Origin of the sequence: Streptomyces sp. NPDC052043, assembly GCF_044548235.1 — a bacterium.
GTDB lineage: Bacteria > Actinomycetota > Actinomycetes > Streptomycetales > Streptomycetaceae > Streptomyces.
Genome location: NZ_JBIUBT010000001.1, coordinates 434,299 through 453,979, shown reverse-complemented (window position 1 = coordinate 453,979; position 19,681 = coordinate 434,299). Strand labels below are relative to the sequence as shown.

At 71.3% G+C, this 19,681-nt stretch carries 15 protein-coding genes and 1 riboswitch; of the genes, 11 read left to right on the top strand and 4 right to left on the bottom strand.

What is annotated here, in order from left to right; genetic code table 11:
- Positions 1-91 precede the first annotated feature (91 nt).
- On the bottom strand, positions 92-1,360 hold the full coding sequence (locus tag ACIHCX_RS02025) for an extracellular solute-binding protein (protein ID WP_400025690.1): 1,269 nt from the start codon (positions 1,358-1,360) through the stop codon (positions 92-94).
- A gap of 444 nt (positions 1,361-1,804) precedes the next feature.
- Between ACIHCX_RS02025 and ACIHCX_RS02020 the strand changes: the two genes are divergently transcribed.
- Both ACIHCX_RS02020 and ACIHCX_RS02015 read left to right on the top strand, forming a co-directional pair.
- A complete protein-coding gene (locus ACIHCX_RS02020; protein WP_400025688.1) occupies positions 1,805-2,839 on the top strand; it encodes a LacI family DNA-binding transcriptional regulator in 1,035 nt (344 codons plus the stop codon).
- 75 nt (positions 2,840-2,914) lie between these two features.
- Complete coding sequence (locus tag ACIHCX_RS02015) at positions 2,915-3,766, top strand: phosphatase PAP2 family protein (RefSeq protein WP_400025686.1); 852 nt, start codon at positions 2,915-2,917, stop codon at positions 3,764-3,766.
- Between the two features lie 50 nt (positions 3,767-3,816).
- On the opposite strand, the gene ACIHCX_RS02010 is transcribed toward ACIHCX_RS02015, so the two are convergent.
- Complete coding sequence (locus tag ACIHCX_RS02010; RefSeq protein ID WP_400025685.1) at positions 3,817-6,813, bottom strand: bifunctional [glutamine synthetase] adenylyltransferase/[glutamine synthetase]-adenylyl-L-tyrosine phosphorylase; 2,997 nt, start codon at positions 6,811-6,813, stop codon at positions 3,817-3,819.
- 290 nt (positions 6,814-7,103) lie between these two features.
- Positions 7,104-7,285: riboswitch (cyclic di-AMP (ydaO/yuaA leader) on the top strand.
- 7 nt (positions 7,286-7,292) lie between these two features.
- Here ACIHCX_RS02010 and ACIHCX_RS02005 point away from each other — a divergent pair.
- The 4 genes from ACIHCX_RS02005 to ACIHCX_RS01990 all read left to right on the top strand — a co-directional run bounded on the left by ACIHCX_RS02005 (position 7,293) and on the right by ACIHCX_RS01990 (position 10,237).
- Positions 7,293-8,507, top strand: coding sequence for an NlpC/P60 family protein (locus ACIHCX_RS02005; RefSeq protein ID WP_400025684.1), 1,215 nt, complete (start codon positions 7,293-7,295; stop codon positions 8,505-8,507).
- Between the two features lie 166 nt (positions 8,508-8,673).
- Positions 8,674-9,507, top strand: a complete 834-nt coding sequence (locus ACIHCX_RS02000) for a class II glutamine amidotransferase (protein ID WP_400025682.1) — start codon at positions 8,674-8,676, stop codon at positions 9,505-9,507.
- Positions 9,508-9,551: 44 nt separating this feature from the next.
- Complete coding sequence (locus tag ACIHCX_RS01995; protein ID WP_400025681.1) at positions 9,552-9,794, top strand: type II toxin-antitoxin system Phd/YefM family antitoxin; 243 nt, start codon at positions 9,552-9,554, stop codon at positions 9,792-9,794.
- Positions 9,791-10,237 carry a PIN domain-containing protein gene (locus ACIHCX_RS01990; protein ID WP_400025679.1) on the top strand — a complete coding sequence of 149 codons (447 nt, stop codon included), beginning with the start codon at positions 9,791-9,793 and terminating at the stop codon, positions 10,235-10,237. The genes ACIHCX_RS01995 and ACIHCX_RS01990 overlap by 4 nt, the downstream gene beginning before the upstream one ends.
- 87 nt (positions 10,238-10,324) lie before the next feature.
- On the opposite strand, the gene ACIHCX_RS01985 is transcribed toward ACIHCX_RS01990, so the two are convergent.
- On the bottom strand, positions 10,325-11,686 hold the full coding sequence (locus tag ACIHCX_RS01985) for a glutamine synthetase family protein (protein ID WP_400025677.1): 1,362 nt from the start codon (positions 11,684-11,686) through the stop codon (positions 10,325-10,327).
- Between the two features lie 331 nt (positions 11,687-12,017).
- Between ACIHCX_RS01985 and ACIHCX_RS01980 the strand changes: the two genes are divergently transcribed.
- Positions 12,018-13,217, top strand: coding sequence for a globin domain-containing protein (locus ACIHCX_RS01980; protein ID WP_400025675.1), 1,200 nt, complete (start codon positions 12,018-12,020; stop codon positions 13,215-13,217).
- A gap of 278 nt (positions 13,218-13,495) precedes the next feature.
- Here ACIHCX_RS01980 and ACIHCX_RS01975 read toward each other — a convergent pair whose 3' ends face one another.
- Positions 13,496-13,939, bottom strand: a complete 444-nt coding sequence (locus ACIHCX_RS01975) for an RrF2 family transcriptional regulator (RefSeq protein WP_400025673.1) — start codon at positions 13,937-13,939, stop codon at positions 13,496-13,498.
- Positions 13,940-14,093: 154 nt separating this feature from the next.
- On the opposite strand from ACIHCX_RS01975, the gene ACIHCX_RS01970 reads away from it, so the two are divergent.
- The 4 genes from ACIHCX_RS01970 (at position 14,094) to ACIHCX_RS01955 (ending at position 19,668) form a co-directional block, all read left to right on the top strand.
- A complete protein-coding gene (locus ACIHCX_RS01970) occupies positions 14,094-14,765 on the top strand; it encodes a DUF3105 domain-containing protein (protein ID WP_400025671.1) in 672 nt (223 codons plus the stop codon).
- Positions 14,762-15,394, top strand: a complete 633-nt coding sequence (locus tag ACIHCX_RS01965) for a DUF305 domain-containing protein (protein WP_400025669.1) — start codon at positions 14,762-14,764, stop codon at positions 15,392-15,394. Before ACIHCX_RS01970 ends, ACIHCX_RS01965 begins: the two co-directional genes overlap by 4 nt.
- A gap of 234 nt (positions 15,395-15,628) precedes the next feature.
- Positions 15,629-17,572 (top strand): protease pro-enzyme activation domain-containing protein, encoded by a 1,944-nt coding sequence (locus tag ACIHCX_RS01960; RefSeq protein ID WP_400025667.1) that lies wholly within the window; start codon positions 15,629-15,631, stop codon positions 17,570-17,572.
- Positions 17,573-17,913: 341 nt separating this feature from the next.
- Entirely contained in the window at positions 17,914-19,668 is a 1,755-nt protein-coding gene (locus ACIHCX_RS01955) for an NAD+ synthase (protein ID WP_400025665.1), read from the top strand.
- The last annotated feature ends 13 nt before the right edge of the window (positions 19,669-19,681 follow it).

The window sequence follows — 19,681 nt, the reverse complement described above, 5'->3', positions numbered from 1 at the left end:
CCTTTTGCAAGATCAGGGAGTTGGGCTGGGCACAGGCGGGTGGCCGTCGGAGTCCTCCCCTTCGCGGGAGCACTCCGACGGCCACGTCGGCTCACTTGCTGAAGTCGGGGACCAGCTTGGAGATCTCGAGTTCCGCGTTGCTCAGGCCCTTGTCCAGGGACTCCTTGCCGGCGGCGACCTTGGCCAGCTCGGTGTCGAGCGGACCCCACAGGGAGCCGTACTCGGGCAGCGCCGGGCGCGGCTGGGCGGCGGGCAGGACGCCCTGGTAGCCCGCGATGCCGGGGTCGGCCTTGACCTCTTCGGTGTAGGCGTCGTCGCGGGTGGGCAGCGTGGAGTTCTTCAGGGCGATGGTCGCCTGGGACTCCGGCGAGGTCATGAACTTCACGAACTTCAGGGCCGCGTCCTGGTGGGCCTTGTCCGAGCCGGCGTAGACCGAGAGGTTGTGGCCGCCGGTCGGGGCGCCCGCCTTGCCGGCGGAGCCGCCCGGGACGGTGGCGATACCCAGGTTGGACTTGTCCTTGAAGGCGGAGCCCCCGTAGAAGTTCGTGATCTCCCAGGGGCCCTGGACGATCGCGGCGACCTTGCCGTTGATGAACGCGTCCTGGATGTGGGCGTAGGCGTCGGCGGTGGTGTCGGCCTTGTGCAGGCCCTTGCCGTCGAACAGGCCGAGCCAGGTGCCGTAGGCCTTCTTGGCGGCCGGCGAGTTCACGGTGATCTTCTTGGCGTCGGCGTCGACGGTGTCGGTGCCCTCGCCGAAGAGGAAGCTCTGGGCGTAGTAGGCCTGGGTGGAGCCCCAGTAGCCGTCGACGCCGGTCTTGTCCTTGATCTTGGCGGCGGCGGTCTTCAGCTCGTCCCAGGTCTTGGGGGCCTCGGTGATGCCGGCCTTCTCGAACAGGGCCTTGTTGTAGACCAGGGCCAGGGTGTCGGTGACGAACGGGACACCGTAGGTCTTGCCCTCGTACTGGGCCTGCTTGATCAGGTTGGGCTGGAACTTGTCCTGGTCGGCGAGGGCCTCGGTGCCGTCCAGCGGCACGAAGTAGCCCTTCTTGGCGAAGGCCGGGGTCCAGCCGACCTCGGAGCGCAGCACGTCCGGGGCGCCCTTGGAGCCGGCGGCCGTGTCGAACTTGTTCTGCGCCTGGTCGAACTGGACGTTGACGTACTTGACCTTGATGCCCTTGTTGGCCGCTTCGAACTGCTTGGCCAGGGCCTGGTACGTCGGTGCCTCGTTGGTGGCGTTGGACGTGTCCCACCAGGTGATGGTCACCGGGCCGTCCGACTTGTCGCTGTCGCTCCCGCCGCACGCCGTCGCCGCGAGGGCGAAAGACGCCACCAGGGCGGTGGCCGCTATGCCACGCCGCATGAGTTCTCCTTGAGGGTTAAGCCCGTGAACAGGGAACGGCCCCGTCCGCCGCCCTGCGCCTTCCGGCCGCGCCATTGCCGCCGCCCGGGCGACCGAGAACGTAACAGCGTTGCAAGCTTCGCGAAAGACCTTGCAGAAAAAAAGTGCAAGAAGTCGGGCGGGTTACCACTTCGTGACCTCTGGGGACGGGCCCCACGGCCCTGATTTCACGCGGGCAGGCGGCCCGTCGGACACTTGTGCAAGACTCTGCAAGCCCTTGCCAGACCGTGGCGGGGGAGGAATCATCCCGTTGCGGACCGGACGCCGAGACCCGGACGCCGACCGGCCGCCGACCGAACACGAGGGATCGCGATGACGCAGCAGCCCGCAGCGGGCCGTTCAACGGCTCGCACCAGGCGCCCCGTCGGTGTGCAGGGCGGGGGCAGGCCGGTACAGTCCGGTCATGTGACCACACGGCTTGCCGACATCGCCGCCCAGGCGGGAGTGAGCGAAGCGACCGTCAGCCGCGTCCTGAACGGAAAGCCGGGCGTCGCCGCCACCACCCGCCAGTCCGTGCTCGCCGCCCTCGACGTCCTCGGCTACGAGCGTCCCGTCCGGCTGCGGCAGCGCAGCGAGGGCCTGGTGGGGCTGATCACCCCGGAGCTGGAGAACCCGATCTTCCCGGCGCTGGCGCAGGTCATCGGCCAGGCGCTGACCCGGCAGGGCTACACCCCGGTGCTCGCCACCCAGACGCCCGGCGGATCCACGGAGGACGAGCTGACCGAGATGCTGGTGGACCGCGGGGTCGCCGGGATCATCTACGTCTCCGGTCTGCACGCGGACACCACGGCCGACATGGAGCGCTACGAGCGCCTGCGCGCGCAGGGCGTGCCCTACGTCCTCGTGGACGGCTTCTCCCCCAAGGTGCAGGCGCCGTTCATCTCCCCCGACGACCGGGCCGCAATGACCCTGGCGGTCACCCACCTCGCCTCCCTGGGGCACACCCGCATCGGCCTGGCCCTCGGCCCGAAGCGCTTCGTCCCGGTCCAGCGCAAGATCGAGGGCTTCGTCCGCGCCGTGCGGGACCAGCTGGGCCTGGCCGCGGACGTCATCGAGTCGCAGCTGATCCAGCACTCCCTCTACACCCTGGAGGGCGGCCAGGCCGCGGCCACCGCGCTCATCGAACGCGACTGCACGGCGATCGTCTGCGCCAGCGACATGATGGCGCTCGGCGCGATACGAGCGGCCCGGCAGCGCGGCCTCGAGGTCCCCAGGGACGTCTCCGTGGTGGGCTTCGACGACTCCCCCCTGATCGCGTTCACCGACCCGCCCCTGACGACGATCCGCAAGCCGGTGCCGGCGATGGGCCAGGCGGCGGTGCGCACGCTGCTCGAGGAGATCGGCGGGACGCCCGCGCCGCACAGCGAGTTCGTGTTCATGCCGGAACTGGTGGTGCGCGGTTCGACCGCCTCGGCCCCCGGGGACCGCCGTCGTCCTTGAGACGGAGGACATGCGACGGGAACCCGACCGGGGGATGACCGGCGGGCGAACGGTTTTCTGGCAGACTCTGTGCCTATGGGTGACTCGACCGTGACACGCCGGGATGGCCGGGAAGGCCGGGAAGAGACCGTTCCCCACCTCGCCACGGACGAGCAGGCCCCCACCGTCCTGGAGCGGCTGCGCACTCCCCGTCGCCCGCGGCTCTGGTTCGAGATCCTGCTGATCGGGGTGAGTTACTGGACGTACTCGCTGATCCGCAACGCGGTCCCGGAGCAGAAGGCCAAGGCGCTGCGCAACGCGGACTGGGTCTGGAGCGCCGAGCACCGGCTCGGCATCGCCGTCGAACACTCGGTCAACCATGCCGTCGACTCGGTGACTTGGCTGATCATCGGCATGAACTACTACTACGCGACACTGCACTTCGTGGTCACCATCGGCGTCCTGGTGTGGCTCTACCGCACGCACCCCGGCCGCTACGCGGCGGCCCGGCTCACCCTCTTCGTGACGACGGGCGTGGCCCTGCTCGGCTACTACCTGTACCCGCTGGCGCCCCCGCGCCTGATGACCGGCGGCCACTTCGTCGACACGGTCCAGGTCCACCACACCTGGGGTTCCATGGCCTCCGGCGACCTGAAGAACATGTCCAACCAGTACGCCGCGATGCCGTCCATGCACATCGGCTGGTCCCTGTGGTGCGGGCTGACCCTCTTCGCCCTGTGCACGGTCCCGTGGCTGCGCCTCCTCGGCTTGCTCTACCCCGTGGCCACCCTGGTCGTCATCGTCGCCACCGCCAACCACTTCTGGCTCGACGCGGTCGGCGGCGTCCTGTGCCTCTCCTTCGGCTTCACGGTGGCCCGCCTCTGGTACGGGGCGCTGCCGCACGCCCTGCCGCGGCGGACGCCTGCCCTGCGGCCGGCGCAGGCGTAGGCGGAGGCCCAGGCACCGGCGGGGACCTGCCTCAGCCCCCCCCCCACCTCTCACGCGCCGTAGAACAGCTCCTCCATGACCGCCCGGGCCCGGCGGGTCGTTCGCCGGTACGCGTCAAGCATGTCGCCCGCGTGCCCCGGCCCGTACCCCAGGTACCGGCCCACCGCGGCCAGCTCCCGCGGCTCGGTGGGGAACGTGTCCCCCGCCCGCCCCCGGACCAGCATCACCGCGTTGCGCACCCGTGTGGCCAGCACCCACGCCTCGTCGAGGGTCGAGGCGTCCTCCGGGGACACCAGTCCCGCCTCCCGGGCCGCCGCCAGCGCCTCACGCGTGCGCGTGGTCCGCAGCGACGCCACTTTGGCCGCGTGCCGCATCTGGAGCAGCTGCACCGTCCACTCCACGTCGGACAGCCCGCCCGGTCCCAGTTTGGTGTGCAGCTTGGGATCGGCGCCGCGCGGCAGCCGCTCGGACTCCATCCGGGCCTTCAGCCGCCGGATCTCCCGCACCGCCTCCTCGCGCAGCCCGCCGCGCGGATACCGCAGCGGGTCGACCAGCTCGACGAACCGCCGCCCCAGCTCCTCGTCCCCTGCCACCGGTTCGGCCCGCAGCAGCGCCTGCGACTCCCACACCAGCGACCACCGCCGGTAGTACGCCTCGTACGACCTGAGCGTCCGCACCAGCGGGCCGGACTTCCCCTCGGGACGCAGGTCCGCGTCGACCAGCAGCGGCGGATCCGCGCTCGGGACCTGGAGCAGCCGCCGCAGCTCGGCGACCACCCGGGACGCGGCCTCGGCGGCCTCCCGCTCGTCAGCGCCCTCCCACGGCTCGTGCACGAACAGCACGTCCGCGTCCGAGCCGTAGCCCAGCTCGTGCCCGCCGAACCGTCCCATGCCGATGATCGCGAACCGGGTCGGCAGGGTGTCCCCCCACTCCTTGCGCACGACCGCCCGCAGGGTGCCGGCCAGCGTCGCCGCCGTCAGGTCGGACACCGCGCCGCCCACCCGGTCCACGAGCGCGCCCTGGTCCGCCTCGGCGGGCTGGGCCTCGGTGCCGTAGGTGCCGACGATGTCGGCGGCGGCGGTACGGAACAGCTCCCGCCGCCGTACACCGCGCGCCGCCGTGACGCCCTGCTCGGCGGTCTCGGCACGGCGGACGGCGGCGAGGACCTCCTGCTCCAGCTGGGCGCGCCCGCGCGGTTCGAGGCCGCCCGCGTCACCGTTCCCCAGCAGGGCCACGGCCTCCGGTGCCCGCATCAGCAGGTCGGGGGCGAGCCGCCCGGCCGACAGCACCCGGGCGAGGTTCTCGGCGGCGGCCCCCTCGTCGCGCAGCAGCCGCAGATACCAGGGGGTCTTGCCGAGCGCGTCCGACACCTTGCGGAAGTTCAGCAGCCCGGCGTCCGGATCGGCGGAGTCCGCGAACCACCCCAGCAGCACGGGCAGCAGGGTCCGCTGGATGGCCGCCTTCCTGGTGACGCCGGAGGCCAGCGCCTCCAGGTGCCGCAGGGCCGCGGCCGGATCGGCGTACCCGAGCGCGACCAGCCGCTCCCGCGCGGCCTCCGGCCGCAACCTGGCCTCTCCGGGAGCGAGTTGAGCGACGGCGTCGAGCAGCGGCCGGTAGAACAGCTTCTCGTGCAGCCGGCGCACGACACTGGTGTGCCGTTTCCACTCGCGGGTGAGCTCGGTGATCGGGTCGCTGCGCAGGCCGAGCGACCGTCCGAGCCGGCGCAGATCGGCCTCGTCCTCGGGGACGAGGTGGGTGCGCCGCAGCCGGAACAGCTGGATGCGGTGCTCCAGGGAGCGCAGGAACCGGTAGGCGTCGTCGAGTTGCACGGCGTCCACGCGGCCGACGTACCCGCCGGCGGCCAGCGCCTGCAACGCGTCCAGGGTGGAGCCGCTGCGCAGCGAGCGGTCGGTGCGCCCGTGCACCAACTGAAGCAGCTGCACGGCGAATTCGACGTCGCGCAGGCCGCCGGGACCGAGCTTCAGCTCACGCTCGACCTCGGCCACGGGGATGGTCTCGACGACGCGGCGGCGCATCTTCTGCACGTCGGCGACGAAGTTCTCGCGCTCGGCGGCCTGCCAGACCAGCGGGTCGAGTGCGGCGATGTACTGGCCGCCCAGCTCCAGGTCGCCGGCCACCGGGCGGGCCTTGAGCAGCGCTTGGAACTCCCAGGTCTTGGCCCACCGCTGGTAGTAGGCGACGTGGCTGCTGAGGGTGCGCACCAGCGGCCCGTTGCGGCCCTCGGGCCGCAGGTTGGCGTCGACCGGCCAGATCGAGCCCTCCACGGTCGTCTCGGAGCAGATCCGCATCATGTGCGAGGCGAGCGCGGTCGCGGCGCGCAGGGCCTTGACCTCGTCGGCGCCGTCCGCGGCCTCGCCGACGAAGATCACGTCGACGTCGGAGACGTAGTTGAGTTCGTGGCCGCCGCACTTGCCCATCGCGATCACCGCGAGCCGGCACAGCGCGTCGTCCTCGGGCGCGGCGGCCCGCGCGAGCCGGAGCGCGGCGCGCAGGGTGGCGGTGGCGAGGTCGGCGAGTTCGGCGGCGGTCTCGGCGACATCGGTGGTGCCGCACACGTCGCGGGCGGCGATGGACAGCAGGCAGCGCCGGTAGGCGACGCGCAGCGCGACCGGGTCGCCGGCCTCGGCGAGCCCCTGCTCGAACTCCTCCACGCCCGGGTGCAGGTCGCGCGGCTCGTAGGTGACCAGCGCCCGCCAGTCGCCGGCGTGCCGGGCGAGATGGTCGCCGAGCGCGGCGGAGGCGCCGAGCACGCCGAGCAGCCGGTCGCGCAGCGGCTTGGCCGCTATCAGCGTGTCGAGCAGCTCGCGGCGGGCCTTGGACTCCGGCTGCGCCTCCAGCAGCCGGACCAGACCGCCCAGCGCGAGGTCCGGGTCGGCGGTGGCGCCCAGCGCCTCCAGCAGCACCGGGTCGTCCCGGAGCGGGGCGAGGTCCGGGCCCTCCAGCAGCCGCTCGGCGTCCGAGGCATGGATGAAGCCGTGCCGCAGCAGCCGCGTGAAGGTACTGCTCCTGCGTCCCGGCGCCGTCATCCCGGCCTCCCGTCGGATCAAGCCCGTCCTGGCCAGAGCCTATCCGCACTCCCGGCCCGGGGCCCTGACGGCGGACCCGCCTTCCGCGCCGGCCGAGACCGGACGGCAACCGACAGGTGCTTCTCCAGGCCGACGCCGGTGGCCACCGGAGTGCAGCCACCCGCACACGTACCGTGAAAGTCACGAAAACGTAGCGGACATATCACGCACCAACCTTCACAGCAGTCACACGCGTTGGCTAGCGTGCCCGGCGGGCACCCCGTACCCCCGCCGGCGAACAACGCCGGGACGGGTGGCCTGCGCCGAGTCCGGTGCGCTTCACGGCAGCCGGAGCCGGGGACCCAACTCATCCCTGGGGTGAATCGGTCCCGTACACGCGCCCCCCACAGCGTGCACGGGACGGTAGGGCAGCCCTTCCGACCACCCGCCCGAACCCGACAGCTAACCCGGTAGGCGGTCCGTGGAAGGAGTCGCCACCCTTGGCGTCGCACCGCAAAGCCCGGCCCACGGCGACCCGCATCGCCGGACTGCGCACGTCCCCGGCCCTCGGTCTGACGACCGCGGCCCTCACCTCCGTGGCCCTGCTGTCCCAGACGGCGAACGCCGCGCCCGCGCAGCCCGGCAAACCCAGCCTCGAAGAGGTGCAGAAGAGGGTCGACGACCTCTTCCACCAGGCCGAAGTGGCCACCGAGAAGTACAACGCGTCGAAGGAGAGAACCGCCACGCAGCGCCAGCGCGTGAACGGCCTCCTCGACGACGTGGCGAAGCGTGCCGAGAAGCTGAACGAGGCGCGGAACGAGCTCGGCTCGTTCGCCGCCGCCCAGTACCGCACGGGCGGAATCTCCGGCACCGCGACGCTGCTGCTCGCGAAGGACCCCCAGCAGTACTTCGCCCAGGACCATCTGATGAGCCAGCTCACCGAGCGGCAGAAGAAGGCCGTGGACGACTACCAGACCGCGCAGCTCGCGACGGCGAAGAAGCGCACCGAGGCGGCGAAGATCCTGGAGTCGCTGACCACCTCGCAGAACGAGCTGAGGACCAGCAAGCAGGACGTCCAGCAGAAGCTCGCCGAGGCACGCCGGCTGCTGTCGACGCTGACCGCCGAGGAGAAGGCGCGGCTGGCGGCGATCGAGAAGAAGAAGCAGGAGGTCGCCCGGCAGAAGGCCGCGGAGCTGGCCCGCCGGCAGGCGGCGGAGGAGGCGGCGGCGGCGAAGAAGCGCCAACAGGAGCAGGCGGCGAAGAGCTCCGACGCGCAGACGAGCAGCGGGACGGGCGCGGACACGAGCGCCGGATCGAGCACGAGCACGGGCACGGGCACGAGCGCCGGCTCGAGCACCGGCTATGCCGCCAAGGCCGCCAAGGTCATCGACTTCGCGAGGGCCCAGATGGGCAAGCCGTACGTGTGGGGCGCCTCCGGCCCCGACTCGTACGACTGCTCCGGGCTCACGCAGGCCGCCTGGAAGTCCGCCGGGATCTCGCTGCCGCGCACCACCTGGGACCAGGTGGGGGTCGGCACGACCGTCCCCGTCTCCGAAGCCCAGCCCGGCGACCTGGTCTTCTTCTACGACGACATCAGCCACGTCGGGATCTACATCGGCGACGGCATGATGATCCACGCCCCGCACTCGGGCGCGAACGTCCGCGAGGAGTCGATCTACTACATGCCGATCCACAGCGTCGTCCGCCCCGCGTGACGCGCGTGCCGGACGCCTGGGCCGGCACCGGACAGGGAAGGGCCCGCGCCGAAAGGCGCGGGCCCTTCCCTGTCGGCATGCGGCGGGTGGGGCCGCGGCGCACGCTGGTTCTTGTACCTGCCGGAGGCGGGAGGCCGTGCGGGCGGACAGTGGAGGTGCGTCGTCCATGTGCCGTTGGCTTGCCTATGCGGGGACACCCGTCCTGCTCGATGACGTCCTGTACCAGCCGGACCACTCGCTGATCGACCAGAGCCTGCACTCGCGGATGGGCGTGGAGACGACCAACGGCGACGGGTTCGGCATCGGCTGGTACACGCCGGAGGCCGACAGCCCGGCGGTCGTGCGGGACACCGGCCCGGCATGGAACAACCGCAACCTGCGGGAGATAGCGCAGCACGTCCGGTCACCGCTGTTCTTCGCCCACATCCGGGCCTCGACCGGCACGGCGGTGCAGCAGACCAACTGCCATCCCTTCCGCCACGGCCGGTGGATGTGGATGCACAACGGCGCGATCAACGAGTTCAACAGGCTCAGGAGGGAACTCTGCCTGGCCGTCGACCCGGGGCTCTTCTCCCGCATCGAGGGATCGACGGACTCCGAGGTGATGTTCTTCCTGGCCCTCACCTTCGGCCTCGACGACGATCCGCCGGGCGCGGTGGCACGCATGGCGGGGTTCGTCGAGCGGACGGGCCGCGAGCAGGGCGTGCGGCACCCGCTCCAGATGACGGTCGCGGTCTCCGACGGCGACCGGACCTGGGCCTTCCGCTACTCCAGCGAAGGTGCCTCGCGGAGCCTCTTCTACAGCACCCGCTTCGACGCCCTGCGGGTGCTCCACCCCGACGTCAGGTTCCCGCGGGGGCTGTCGGAGGAGTCCCGCCTGATCGTGTCGGAGCCCCTCAGCAGCCTCGCCGGCGCCTGGAACGAGGTTCCGGAGGGCAGCTACGGCGCCGTTCGCCCGGATTCGGACATCCTGCGCCCCTTCGAACCCCAGCCCGCGTAGACCGACCTCGTCTCGCCGAGGGGGCAGGTAGTACCATGTAGTACATGGAGGCCACTGCTCGCGAGTTCAATCAGAAATCCTCCCAGATCCTCGCCGCGGCTGCGCGCGGGGAGACCGTCACGGTGACGAAGAACGGCGTCGCCGTGGCGCGTGTCGTGCCGATAACCGCGGATGACATTCCCGCCTATCCCACGGATCCGATGGGCGAACTCGACCTCCCCGACCTGGGGCTGCCCGACCTCGACAACGACGAGATCGAGGACGCCCTCAGGGGGATGGGCTCTTGAGTCTCATCGCCATCGCCGACACCAACGCGCTGTACCGGCTGCTGGACCCGAAGCTGACCGGACACGAAGCCCACAGGAAAGCCCTGGCCTCCATCAGCCACCTCGTCATCTCCCCCATGGTCCTGGCCGAGCTGGACCACCTCGTCGCCACCAGGGCCGGAGCGGGGAACGCCGTGGTGGCCGCGCGGTTCGTGGAACGCAATGTGGCCACCCGCCGGTTCGAGGTGCCGCCCGTGAGCGACCACCTAAGTGCCGCGGTCGCCGTCGCGGAGGGATACAAGGACGCGGACGGAGGCAAGGGCATCGGGCTGACGGACGCGATGAACGTCGCACTGGCCGCAGCCCACCGCACCGAGGTGATGTTCACCTCTGACCTGCACTTCCGCATGATCCGCCCACTGACCGGACACAAGGCGTTCCGGTTGCTGCCCGAAGACCTGTAGCGCCCCCGCGCCCCGGCTTCCCTTGCCTCGTCAGGGCCGCGCGACCGGGGCACCGCGCTGAACAGGCATCGCCCATCCAGCCGAGCGCTACAGCACCGGAAGGTGCTTCTTCAGTTCGAAGGCCGTGACCTCCGAGCGGTACTCGTGCCATTCGGCGCGCTTGTTGCGGAGGAAGAAATCGAAGACGTGTTCGCCGAGGGTGTCGGCGACCAGGTCGCTGTTCTCCATCAGGGTCAGGGCCTCGCCGAGGTTCTGCGGGAGCGGTTCGATGCCCATCGCGCGGCGTTCGGCGTTGGACAGGGCCCAGACGTCGTCCTCGGCGCCCGGCGGGAGCTCGTAGCCCTCCTCGATGCCCTTCAGGCCGGCGGCCAGCAGGACGGCGTAGGCCAGGTAGGGGTTCGCGCCGGAGTCGAGGGAGCGGACCTCCACGCGGGCGGAGCCGGTCTTGCCGGGCTTGTACATCGGGACGCGGACCAGGGCCGAGCGGTTGTTGTGGCCCCAGCAGATGTACGAGGGTGCCTCGCCGCCGGCGCCCGCGGTGCGCTCGGAGCCGCCCCAGATGCGCTTGTAGGAGTTGACCCACTGGTTGGTGACCGCGGAGATCTCGGCGGCGTGGCGCAGGAGGCCCGCGATGAAGGAGCGGCCCACCTTCGAGAGCTGGTATTCCGCGCCGGACTCGTAGAACGCGTTCCGGTCGCCCTCGAACAACGACAGGTGCGAGTGCATGCCGGAGCCGGGGAACTCCGAGAAGGGCTTGGGCATGAACGTGGCCTGGAGGCCCTGCTCCAGCGCGACCTGCTTCATGACCAGCCGGAACGTCATGATGTTGTCCGCGGTGGACAGGGCGTCGGCGTAGCGCAGGTCGATCTCCTGCTGCCCCGGGGCGCCCTCGTGGTGGGAGAACTCCACCGAGATGCCCATCGACTCCAGCATGGTGATCGCCTGGCGGCGGAAGTCCATGCCGATGGCCTGCGGAGTGTGGTCGAAGTAGCCGGAGTTGTCCGCGGGCGTGGGCCGGGAGCCGTCCAGCGGGCGGTCCTTGAGCAGGAAGAACTCGATCTCGGGGTGGGTGTAGAAGGTGAAGCCGAGGTCGGAGGTGCGGGCCAGGGCCCGCTTCAGCACGTACCTCGGGTCGGCGAAGGAGGGGGAGCCGTCCGGCATGAGGATGTCGCAGAACATGCGGGCGGTGCCGGGGCCCTCGGCGCGCCAGGGCAGGATCTGGAAGGTGGACGGGTCGGGCTTGGCGATCATGTCGGACTCGTAGACCCGGGCGAAGCCCTCGATGGCGGAGCCGTCGAAGCCGATGCCCTCGTCGAAGGCCTGTTCCAGCTCGGCGGGGGCGACGGCCACGGACTTGAGGAAGCCGAGCACGTCCGTGAACCACAGGCGTACGAACCGGATGTCGCGCTCCTCCAACGTCCGGAGCACGAACTCCTGCTGCTTGTCCATCTTCCGCTTCCCCATCCTTGCTGGCCAGGCCGCCTGTGTTCGCTGTCACGGGAGACCGTCGGGCACCCGAGCATCACACCACGGCCGCGTTTCGCACATGTTGCCGAAGAGCCCGGCAGTCCGGCCGTCACCGAGGCGCTCGCCCCGCGTACGGCAGGTGTACCGCTCTGCCGCCCATCTTGCCCGCTCGCACCGCCATCCGTAACGGCCGAGCCGTCACCCGCGTGACCGACACCACGCCCGTTAAATTTGCATCTCAAATGCAAGTTTTCATATCGTTTCGATCAGTCGAGCGATCGAGCCCGTCCGATCGAGCCATCGAGGAGTCACCATGCTGTCCGAGCAGTCAGCAGCCACCGTCCGAGCCACCCTCCCCGCCGTCGGCGCTGCCATCGGCGACATCACCGAGCGCTTCTACGCCAGGCTGTTCGACGCCCACCCGGAACTTCTGCGCGACCTGTTCAACCGCGGCAACCAGGCCGCCGGCACGCAGAGGCAGGCCCTGGCCGGCTCCATCGCCGCCTTCGCCACGTACCTCGTGGACAACCCGGACCAGCGGCCCGACCTGATGCTCCAGCGCATCGCCCACAAGCATGCCTCCCTCGGGGTGACCCCGGAGCAGTACCCGGTCGTCCACGAGCACCTGTTCGCGGCCATCGCCGAGGTGCTCGGCGAGGCGGTGACCCCCGAGGTCGCCGCCGCCTGGACCGAGGTCTACTGGCTGATGGCCAACGCCCTCATCGCGATCGAGAAGCGCCTGTACGAGCAGAGCGAGCAGCAGGGCTGGCGCGAGTGGGAGGTCGTCGAGCGGATCGAGGAGACCGCGGACGTGGCCACCTTCAAGCTGCGCCCCGTCGACGACGCCCCGGTGCCCGGCTACCGCGCCGGCCAGTACGTCTCGGTCGGCGTCGAGCTCCCGGACGGGGCCCGCCAGATCCGCCAGTACAGCCTGACCGCGGCCCCCGGTTCGCCGGTGCGGCAGTTCGCCGTCAAGCGGGTGACCGGCGACGCCACGACGCCCGACGGCGAGGTCTCCAACCACCTGCACGCGCACGTGCACGTGGGCGACGTCCTCCAGCTGTCCGCCCCGTACGGCGACCTCGTCCTGGAGGAGACCGGTGCTCCGCTGCTGCTCGCCTCCGCGGGCATCGGCGTCACCCCGATGATCGCCATGCTGGAGCAGCTCGCCGACACCGGTCACCACGCCCCGGTGACCGTGGTCCACGCCGACCGCTCCCCCGGCGCGCACGCCCTGCGCTCCGACCACCAGGCGTACGCGGCCAAGCTGCCGGACGCGCGGCCGGTCTTCTTCTACGAGCGGGACGCCGAGGACGCGGCAGGCGTCGGACGGCCCGGCCTGGTCGACCTCGGTGACGTCGACGTCCCGGCCGGCACGCGTGCGTACCTGTGCGGCCCGCTGCCCTTCATGCGGGCGGTGCGCGAGCAGCTGCTCGGCAAGGGTGTCTCCCCGGCCGACATCCACTACGAGGTCTTCGGCCCCGACCTGTGGCTGGCCCAGTCGGCCGCCTGACCGGTCCGGCCTAGGGTCTTTCGTTTGGGTCAGGCCGGATCAGGGAGCGGGGTCTGGTGCCGTGCATCGCAAGGCGGAGGAGGGCGGCAGGGCGGAGCCCTGCCAACCGACGACAACGCGGCGAGGTGCGGTGCCAGACCCCGCGAGCCCGGCCTGACCCAAACGAGAGGCCCTAGGGGCCCCGAAGGCCGGCCGAGAAGGTGCGAACCGCCTCGGCCGGCCTTTCGGCGTGCTTTGCCCTTCCGGGTCTCGCCGGGTCCGGTCGCGCGCCGCGGCGGTCAGGTCGGCGGCCGCATGGCGGGCAGGCCCAGCAGCAGCGGTCCCGTCGGGGCCGCGACCATGTCGGCGACCGTGTAGGGGTCGAGCGCGACATAGAAGGCCTCCTGGGCCCGGCGCAGGGCGCCGCGCAGACGGCAGTCGGAGCTGAGCGGGCAGGGAGTGCTGCCCTCGCAGTCGGCGACGTCGCCCTCGCCCTCCAGCTCGCGCACGAGGGCCCCGACCGAGGCGTTGCGCCCCGCTTCGGTGAGCGTCAGCCCGCCGCCGCGGCCGCGGCGGGCCGCGAGCAGGCCGCGGCGCTGGAGCTCGGCGACCACCTTCGCGGTGTGCGTGTACGGCACGGCCATGTCGTCCGCGACCTCACGGGTCGTGGGACTGGACTCACCGGCGACCGCGAGCCTCATCAGGACACGCAGCGCCATGTCGGTGGAACGCAGCAGCCGCATGGAGGCCAGCGTAGATAATACGAATCTGTCATTCAACTTTTTGGCGGTCTCCCTGCGGGCGCGTGCGTCCCACTACGATCAGCGGGCCCCTCGGGCACGCACAGCCACCGCATCGCCACACCCGCCCGCCCCTTCCCCCACGAAGGACCCCGCCATGGACTCCCCGCACCCGACCGGTAGCGCACCGCACAAGGCCCGTACGGAGGAGATGCGCCGGGCGCAGCGCGTCCGCGAGCGGCGCACGCGGTGGCTCACGGTGGCCGCGAGCGTGGTCGTGGTGGCCGGGCTGGTCACCGGCGGTGTGGTGCTCCTGCACTCGGGGTCCTCGGACGCCGCGCCGGCCGCGGCGAGCGACGGGAAGGGCGGCGGAGGGCACTTCGTCACCCGGGCGGACGGGGTACGGACCTGGAAGGGCACGCTGGAGCGCAACCACACCACCGCCCCGGTGACCTATCCGATGGAGCCCCCGGTCGGCGGCGACCACAACCCTGTCTGGCAGAACTGCAACGGCGATGTGTACAGCGAACCGGTGAAGAACGAAGCCGCCGTGCACGCGCTGGAGCACGGCGCCGTCTGGGTGACGTACACCAGCAAGGCCTCCCAGGCCGACGTGGCCGCGCTCGCGGCGAAGGTGCGGAAGACGCCGTACACGCTGATGAGTCCGGTCGAGGACCAGAAGGACCCGCTCATGCTGTCGGCCTGGGCGCACCAGCGCACGGTGACGAGCGCAGCGGACCCGCAGGTGGACAGGTTCCTCGCCGAGTTCGTCCAGGGCCCGCAGACGCCGGAGCCGGGCGCCACCTGCACGGGCGGACTGGACCGGTGAGGCACGTCGGACTGATCGCCGGGGCCGCGGCGGCCGCGCTGGTGGCGACGGGGGCGATCACGTACGCGGTCGCCGAGGACAGCGGCGGGGCGCGCCACGCCGCGAAGGCGCCCGCCGCCGACTCCGCGGACGCCGGCTTCGCCCGGGACATGGCGGTCCACCACCAGCAGGCCGTCGAGATGTCGTTCGTCGTGCGCGACCGCACCACGGACACCGAAGTGCGCCGCCTCGCCTACGACATCGCGCAGACGCAGGCCAACCAGCGGGGCATGCTGTTGGGCTGGCTCGACCTGTGGGAGCTGCCGAAGGTGTCGGCGGACCCGCCGATGACGTGGATGGGCATGGGCGAGATGCCCGCCGGCGAGGACGGCGCGCTGATGCCCGGCATGGCGACCAACACGGAGATGCGCAAGCTCGGCGAACTCAGCGGCAGGCAGGCCGAGGTGTTCTACCTCCAACTGATGACGGACCATCACAAGGGCGGCGTCCACATGGCCGAGGGCTGTGTCGCCCGGTGCACGGTCGGGGTGGAGAAGCGGCTCGCGCGGGGCATGGTCGCCTCGCAGCGCTCGGAGATGCGGTTGATGGCCGGCATGCTCAAGGAGCGTGGCGCGGCGCCCCGTTCGTGATCCGGACACCTCTTTCCGTTCACCGACCAGCGGGCGAAAGCCGCAATTCACCCCACCTGACGTTTACTTGGGATTCTCTTGGCCTCCACATTCCCCTGACATGAACGGATCATCGGGAAGAGTGGCCCCCTACGAGTGATCCACTGACGGGCCGTACCGCCGCGGGCTCCACACAGATCACGCGAGGACACACCACTCATTGCGTCACATGCGAACCGCATCGCAGGGGGTTCTATGAGATCCAACCGCGCCACAGCGCGAGCCGGACTGAGCATGGCAGCGGCGCTGCCGTTGCTCGCCGGCGCACTGGCGTTCGGCACACCCGCGGCGAACGCCGCGGACAACCCGGGCCGGCACACGCTCGCGGGCACCAGGCCCGCCTGGGCGACGGCCAACGCGGACAAGGGGGCCGCGTCCAGGAGCGCCCAGGTCACCGCCCGGGTCTACCTGGCCGGGCGGGACGCCGCCGGCCTCGCCCAGTACGCCAAGGAGGTCTCCGACCCGTCCTCGGCCCGGTACGGCACGTACCTGACGGCCCAGCAGGCACAGGCGCGCTTCGGCGCGACCGAGGCCCAGGTCGACGCGGTCAAGTCCTGGCTGGCGTCGGCGGGTCTGAAGGTCACCGCAGTCACCCCGCACTACATCGCCGTCAGCGGTGACGTCGCCGCCACCGAGAAGGCGTTCGGCACCCAGCTGCACAACTACGCCAAGGGCTCCAGGACCTACCGCGCTCCGGCGCAGACGGCCTCGGTGCCGGCGTCGCTGAACGGCGCGGTCCTGACCGTCACCGGCCTGGACAGCGCCCCGCACAAGGCGCAGCACAAGGACCAGCTGCCGCCGCCGGACGACGTGTTCAGGAACGCCGGGCCGTTCTCCACGTACCACGGCTCGAACGTCGCGAGCACGCTGCCGACCGCGTACGGCCAGAAGATCCCGTACGCCGTCAGGGGCTACACGGGCAAGGAGCTGCGGGCCGCCTACGGCGCCAACAGCAACAAGTACACCGGCAAGGGCGTCCGGGTCGCCATCACCGACGCGTTCGCCTCGCCGACCATCGCCTTCGACGCGGCCACCTACGCCAAGAAGAACGGCGACAAGCCCTGGAAGACCAGTCAGCTGCGCCAGGTGCTCCCGGCCAAGTACACCAAGACCGAGGAGTGCGGGGCGGCCGGCTGGTACGGCGAGGAGACCCTCGACGTCGAGGCCGTGCACGCGGTCGCGCCCGACGCGGACGTCGTCTACGTGGGCGCCGCCTCCTGCTACGACGACGACCTGCTCGACTCGCTGAGCAAGATCGTCGACGAGCACCTGGCCGACATCGTCTCCAACTCCTGGGGCGACATCGAGGCCAACGAGACGCCGGACGTCGCGGCCGCCTACGACCAGGTCTTCCAGTTCGGCGCCGTCGAGGGCATCGGCTTCTACTTCTCCTCCGGTGACGACGGCGACGAGGTCGCCAACACCGGCAGGAAGCAGGTCGACACCCCGGCCAACTCGGCCTGGGTGACCGCGGTCGGCGGTACCTCGCTGGCCGTCGGCAAGGGCCAGAAGTACCTGTGGGAGACCGGCTGGGGCACCGAGCGGGCCGCGTTGTCCGCGGACGGCAAGAGCTGGACCGGCTTCCCGGGCGCCTTCACCTCGGGCGCGGGCGGCGGCACCAGCCGGACCGTGCCGCAGCCGTACTACCAGCAGGGCGTCGTACCGCAGGCGCTGGCCGCGGCGTACCACTCCACCGGTAACCGCGTCGTCCCGGACATCGCGGCGGTCGCCGACCCGAACACCGGCTTCCTGGTGGGCCAGACGCAGACCTTCCCGGACGGGTCGCAGCAGTACAGCGAGTACCGCATCGGCGGCACCTCGCTGGCCGCGCCGGTCATCGCGGGCGTCCAGGCGCTCGCCCAGCAGGCCGCGGGCGGCAGGGCGATCGGCTTCGCCAACCCGGCGATCTACTCGAAGTACGGCACGAAGGTCTACCACGACGTGGTGGACCAGCCGAACGGCAAGGAACTCGCGGTCGCGCGCGTGGACTACGCCAACGCCTTCGACGCCGCCGACGGTCTGATCGTCTCCGTCCGCAGCCTCGGCAAGGACAGCTCGCTGAAGGCCGTCAAGGGCTACGACACGGTCACCGGCGTGGGCTCGCCCGCGGACGGTTACCTGGAGTCCTACCGCCGCTGACACCACGTCAACGGCGGTGCGCCCGCCCCTCCTCAGAGAGGGGCGGGCGCACGCGTGTGCGCGGCACGACGCCGGACGCCGGGTCACGGTGCGCCCGGTTCCTCAGACGCGTCGGCGGACGGCTGGGGCATCGAGGCCCGGCTCGACCACGACCGGGACGGGCGCGTGGACCGGTCCGCCTCCACCCGCGGCACGCCTGACGCGCTCATGGCGGGCCCGCGCGAGGTCGCTCGCCCGCGTCGCGGCGGGCCGGAGGTGCCGTCGGGGACGCGGGGACGACGTGGGGCGGGCCACAGACAGGGGCCCGGTGATCGCGTCGCTCTGACGATTACACTGGGCGCGTGCCTCAACTACGTCTCGCCCTGAACCAGATCGACTCGCGCGTCGGAGACCTCGCCGGGAACTCCGAGGCGATCGTCCGCCGGGCCCGAAAGTCCGCGGAGCGCGGAGCGCATCTCGCGGTGTTCCCGGAGATGGCGTTGACCGGGTACCCCGTCGAGGACCTGGCCCTGAGGTCGTCGTTCGTGGAGGCGTCCCGCGCCGCGCTGCGCGACCTCGCCGCCCGGCTCGCCGCGGAGGGCCTCGGGGAGCTGCCGGTACTCGTCGGCTACCTCGACCGCGGTGAGACCGCCCAGCCGAAGTACGGCATGCCGGCCGGCGCGCCGCAGAACGCGGCGGCGGTGCTGCACCGCGGCGAGGTGGTGCTGAGCTTCGCCAAGCACCACCTGCCGAACTACGGCGTCTTCGACGAGTTCCGCTACTTCGTCCCCGGCGACACCATGCCGGTCCTGCGGGTGCACGGCGTCGACGTCGCGCTCGCCGTCTGCGAGGACCTGTGGCAGGACGGCGGCCGGGTGCCGGCCGCGCGCAGCGCGGGCGCGGGGCTGCTGGTCTCGATCAACGCCTCGCCCTACGAGCGCCTGAAGGACGACACCCGCCTCGACCTGGTCCGCAAGCGGGCCCAGGAGGCCGGCTGCACCCTCGCCTACCTCGCCATGACCGGCGGGCAGGACGAGCTGGTCTTCGACGGCGACTCGATCGTGGTCGCCCCCGACGGCGAGGTGATCGCGCGGGCGCCGCAGTTCGCCGAGGACCTCATGGTGCTGGACCTGGACCTGCCGGCCGCCTCGGCAGACGCCCCGGCAGGCGTGGTCGACGACGGTCTGCGCATCGACCGGACGGTGCTGTCCGAGGAACCCGTACCGGCCTACGCGCCGGAGGCGACCGGCGAGTGCGCCGCGCGCATGGACGACGACGAGGAGGTCTACACGGCGCTGGTCGTGGGCCTGCGCGCGTACGTGCGCAAGAACGGCTTCCGCTCGGTGCTGATCGGCCTGTCCGGCGGCATCGACTCCGCGCTGGTCGCGGCGATCGCCTGCGACGCGGTGGGCGCGGAGAACGTGTACGGCGTGTCCATGCCCTCCAAGTACTCCTCGGAGCACTCCAAGGACGACGCCGCGGAGCTGGCACGGCGCACCGGCCTGAACTTCCGCACCGTCCCGATCGCGCCGATGTTCGACGCGTACATGGGCTCCCTGGGCCTGACGGGCCTGGCGGAGGAGAACCTCCAGTCCCGGCTGCGCGGCACGCTGCTGATGGCGGTCTCCAACCAGGAGGGCCACATCGTCCTCGCGCCCGGCAACAAGTCGGAGCTGGCGGTGGGCTACTCGACGCTGTACGGCGACTCGGTGGGCGCGTACGGCCCGATCAAGGACGTGTACAAGACGTCGGTCTTCCGGCTGGCCGAGTGGCGCAACCGGGCCGCGGCCGAGCGCGGCGAGACCCCGCCGATCCCGGAGAACTCCCTCACCAAGCCGCCGAGCGCGGAGCTGCGCCCCGGCCAGGTCGACACCGACTCGCTGCCGGACTACCCGGTGCTGGACGCGATCCTGGAGCTCTACGTCGACCACGACAAGGGTGCCGACGAGATCATCGCGGCGGGCTACGACCGCGAGCTGGTCGCGAAGACGCTCCGGATGGTCGACACGGCCGAGTACAAGCGGCGCCAGTACCCGCCGGGCACGAAGATCTCCGCGAAGGGCTTCGGCAAGGACCGGCGCCTACCGATCACCAACGGCTGGCGGGAGTCGGCGTAGGCGCCGGGCCTTT

Bases quoted from the DNA above. Each gene is read 5' to 3' on its own strand.
- ACIHCX_RS02025 (WP_400025690.1), bottom strand. From the start codon at position 1,360: ATGCGGCGTGGCATAGCGGCCACCGCCCTGGTGGCGTCTTTCGCCCTC.
- ACIHCX_RS02015 (WP_400025686.1), top strand. From the start codon at position 2,915: ATGGGTGACTCGACCGTGACACGCCGGGATGGCCGGGAAGGCCGGGAA.
- ACIHCX_RS02010 (WP_400025685.1), bottom strand. From the start codon at position 6,813: ATGACGGCGCCGGGACGCAGGAGCAGTACCTTCACGCGGCTGCTGCGG.
- ACIHCX_RS02000 (WP_400025682.1), top strand. From the start codon at position 8,674: ATGTGCCGTTGGCTTGCCTATGCGGGGACACCCGTCCTGCTCGATGAC.
- ACIHCX_RS01995 (WP_400025681.1), top strand. From the start codon at position 9,552: ATGGAGGCCACTGCTCGCGAGTTCAATCAGAAATCCTCCCAGATCCTC.
- ACIHCX_RS01985 (WP_400025677.1), bottom strand. From the start codon at position 11,686: ATGGACAAGCAGCAGGAGTTCGTGCTCCGGACGTTGGAGGAGCGCGAC.
- ACIHCX_RS01980 (WP_400025675.1), top strand. From the start codon at position 12,018: ATGCTGTCCGAGCAGTCAGCAGCCACCGTCCGAGCCACCCTCCCCGCC.
- ACIHCX_RS01975 (WP_400025673.1), bottom strand. From the start codon at position 13,939: ATGCGGCTGCTGCGTTCCACCGACATGGCGCTGCGTGTCCTGATGAGG.
- ACIHCX_RS01970 (WP_400025671.1), top strand. From the start codon at position 14,094: ATGGACTCCCCGCACCCGACCGGTAGCGCACCGCACAAGGCCCGTACG.
- ACIHCX_RS01960 (WP_400025667.1), top strand. From the start codon at position 15,629: ATGAGATCCAACCGCGCCACAGCGCGAGCCGGACTGAGCATGGCAGCG.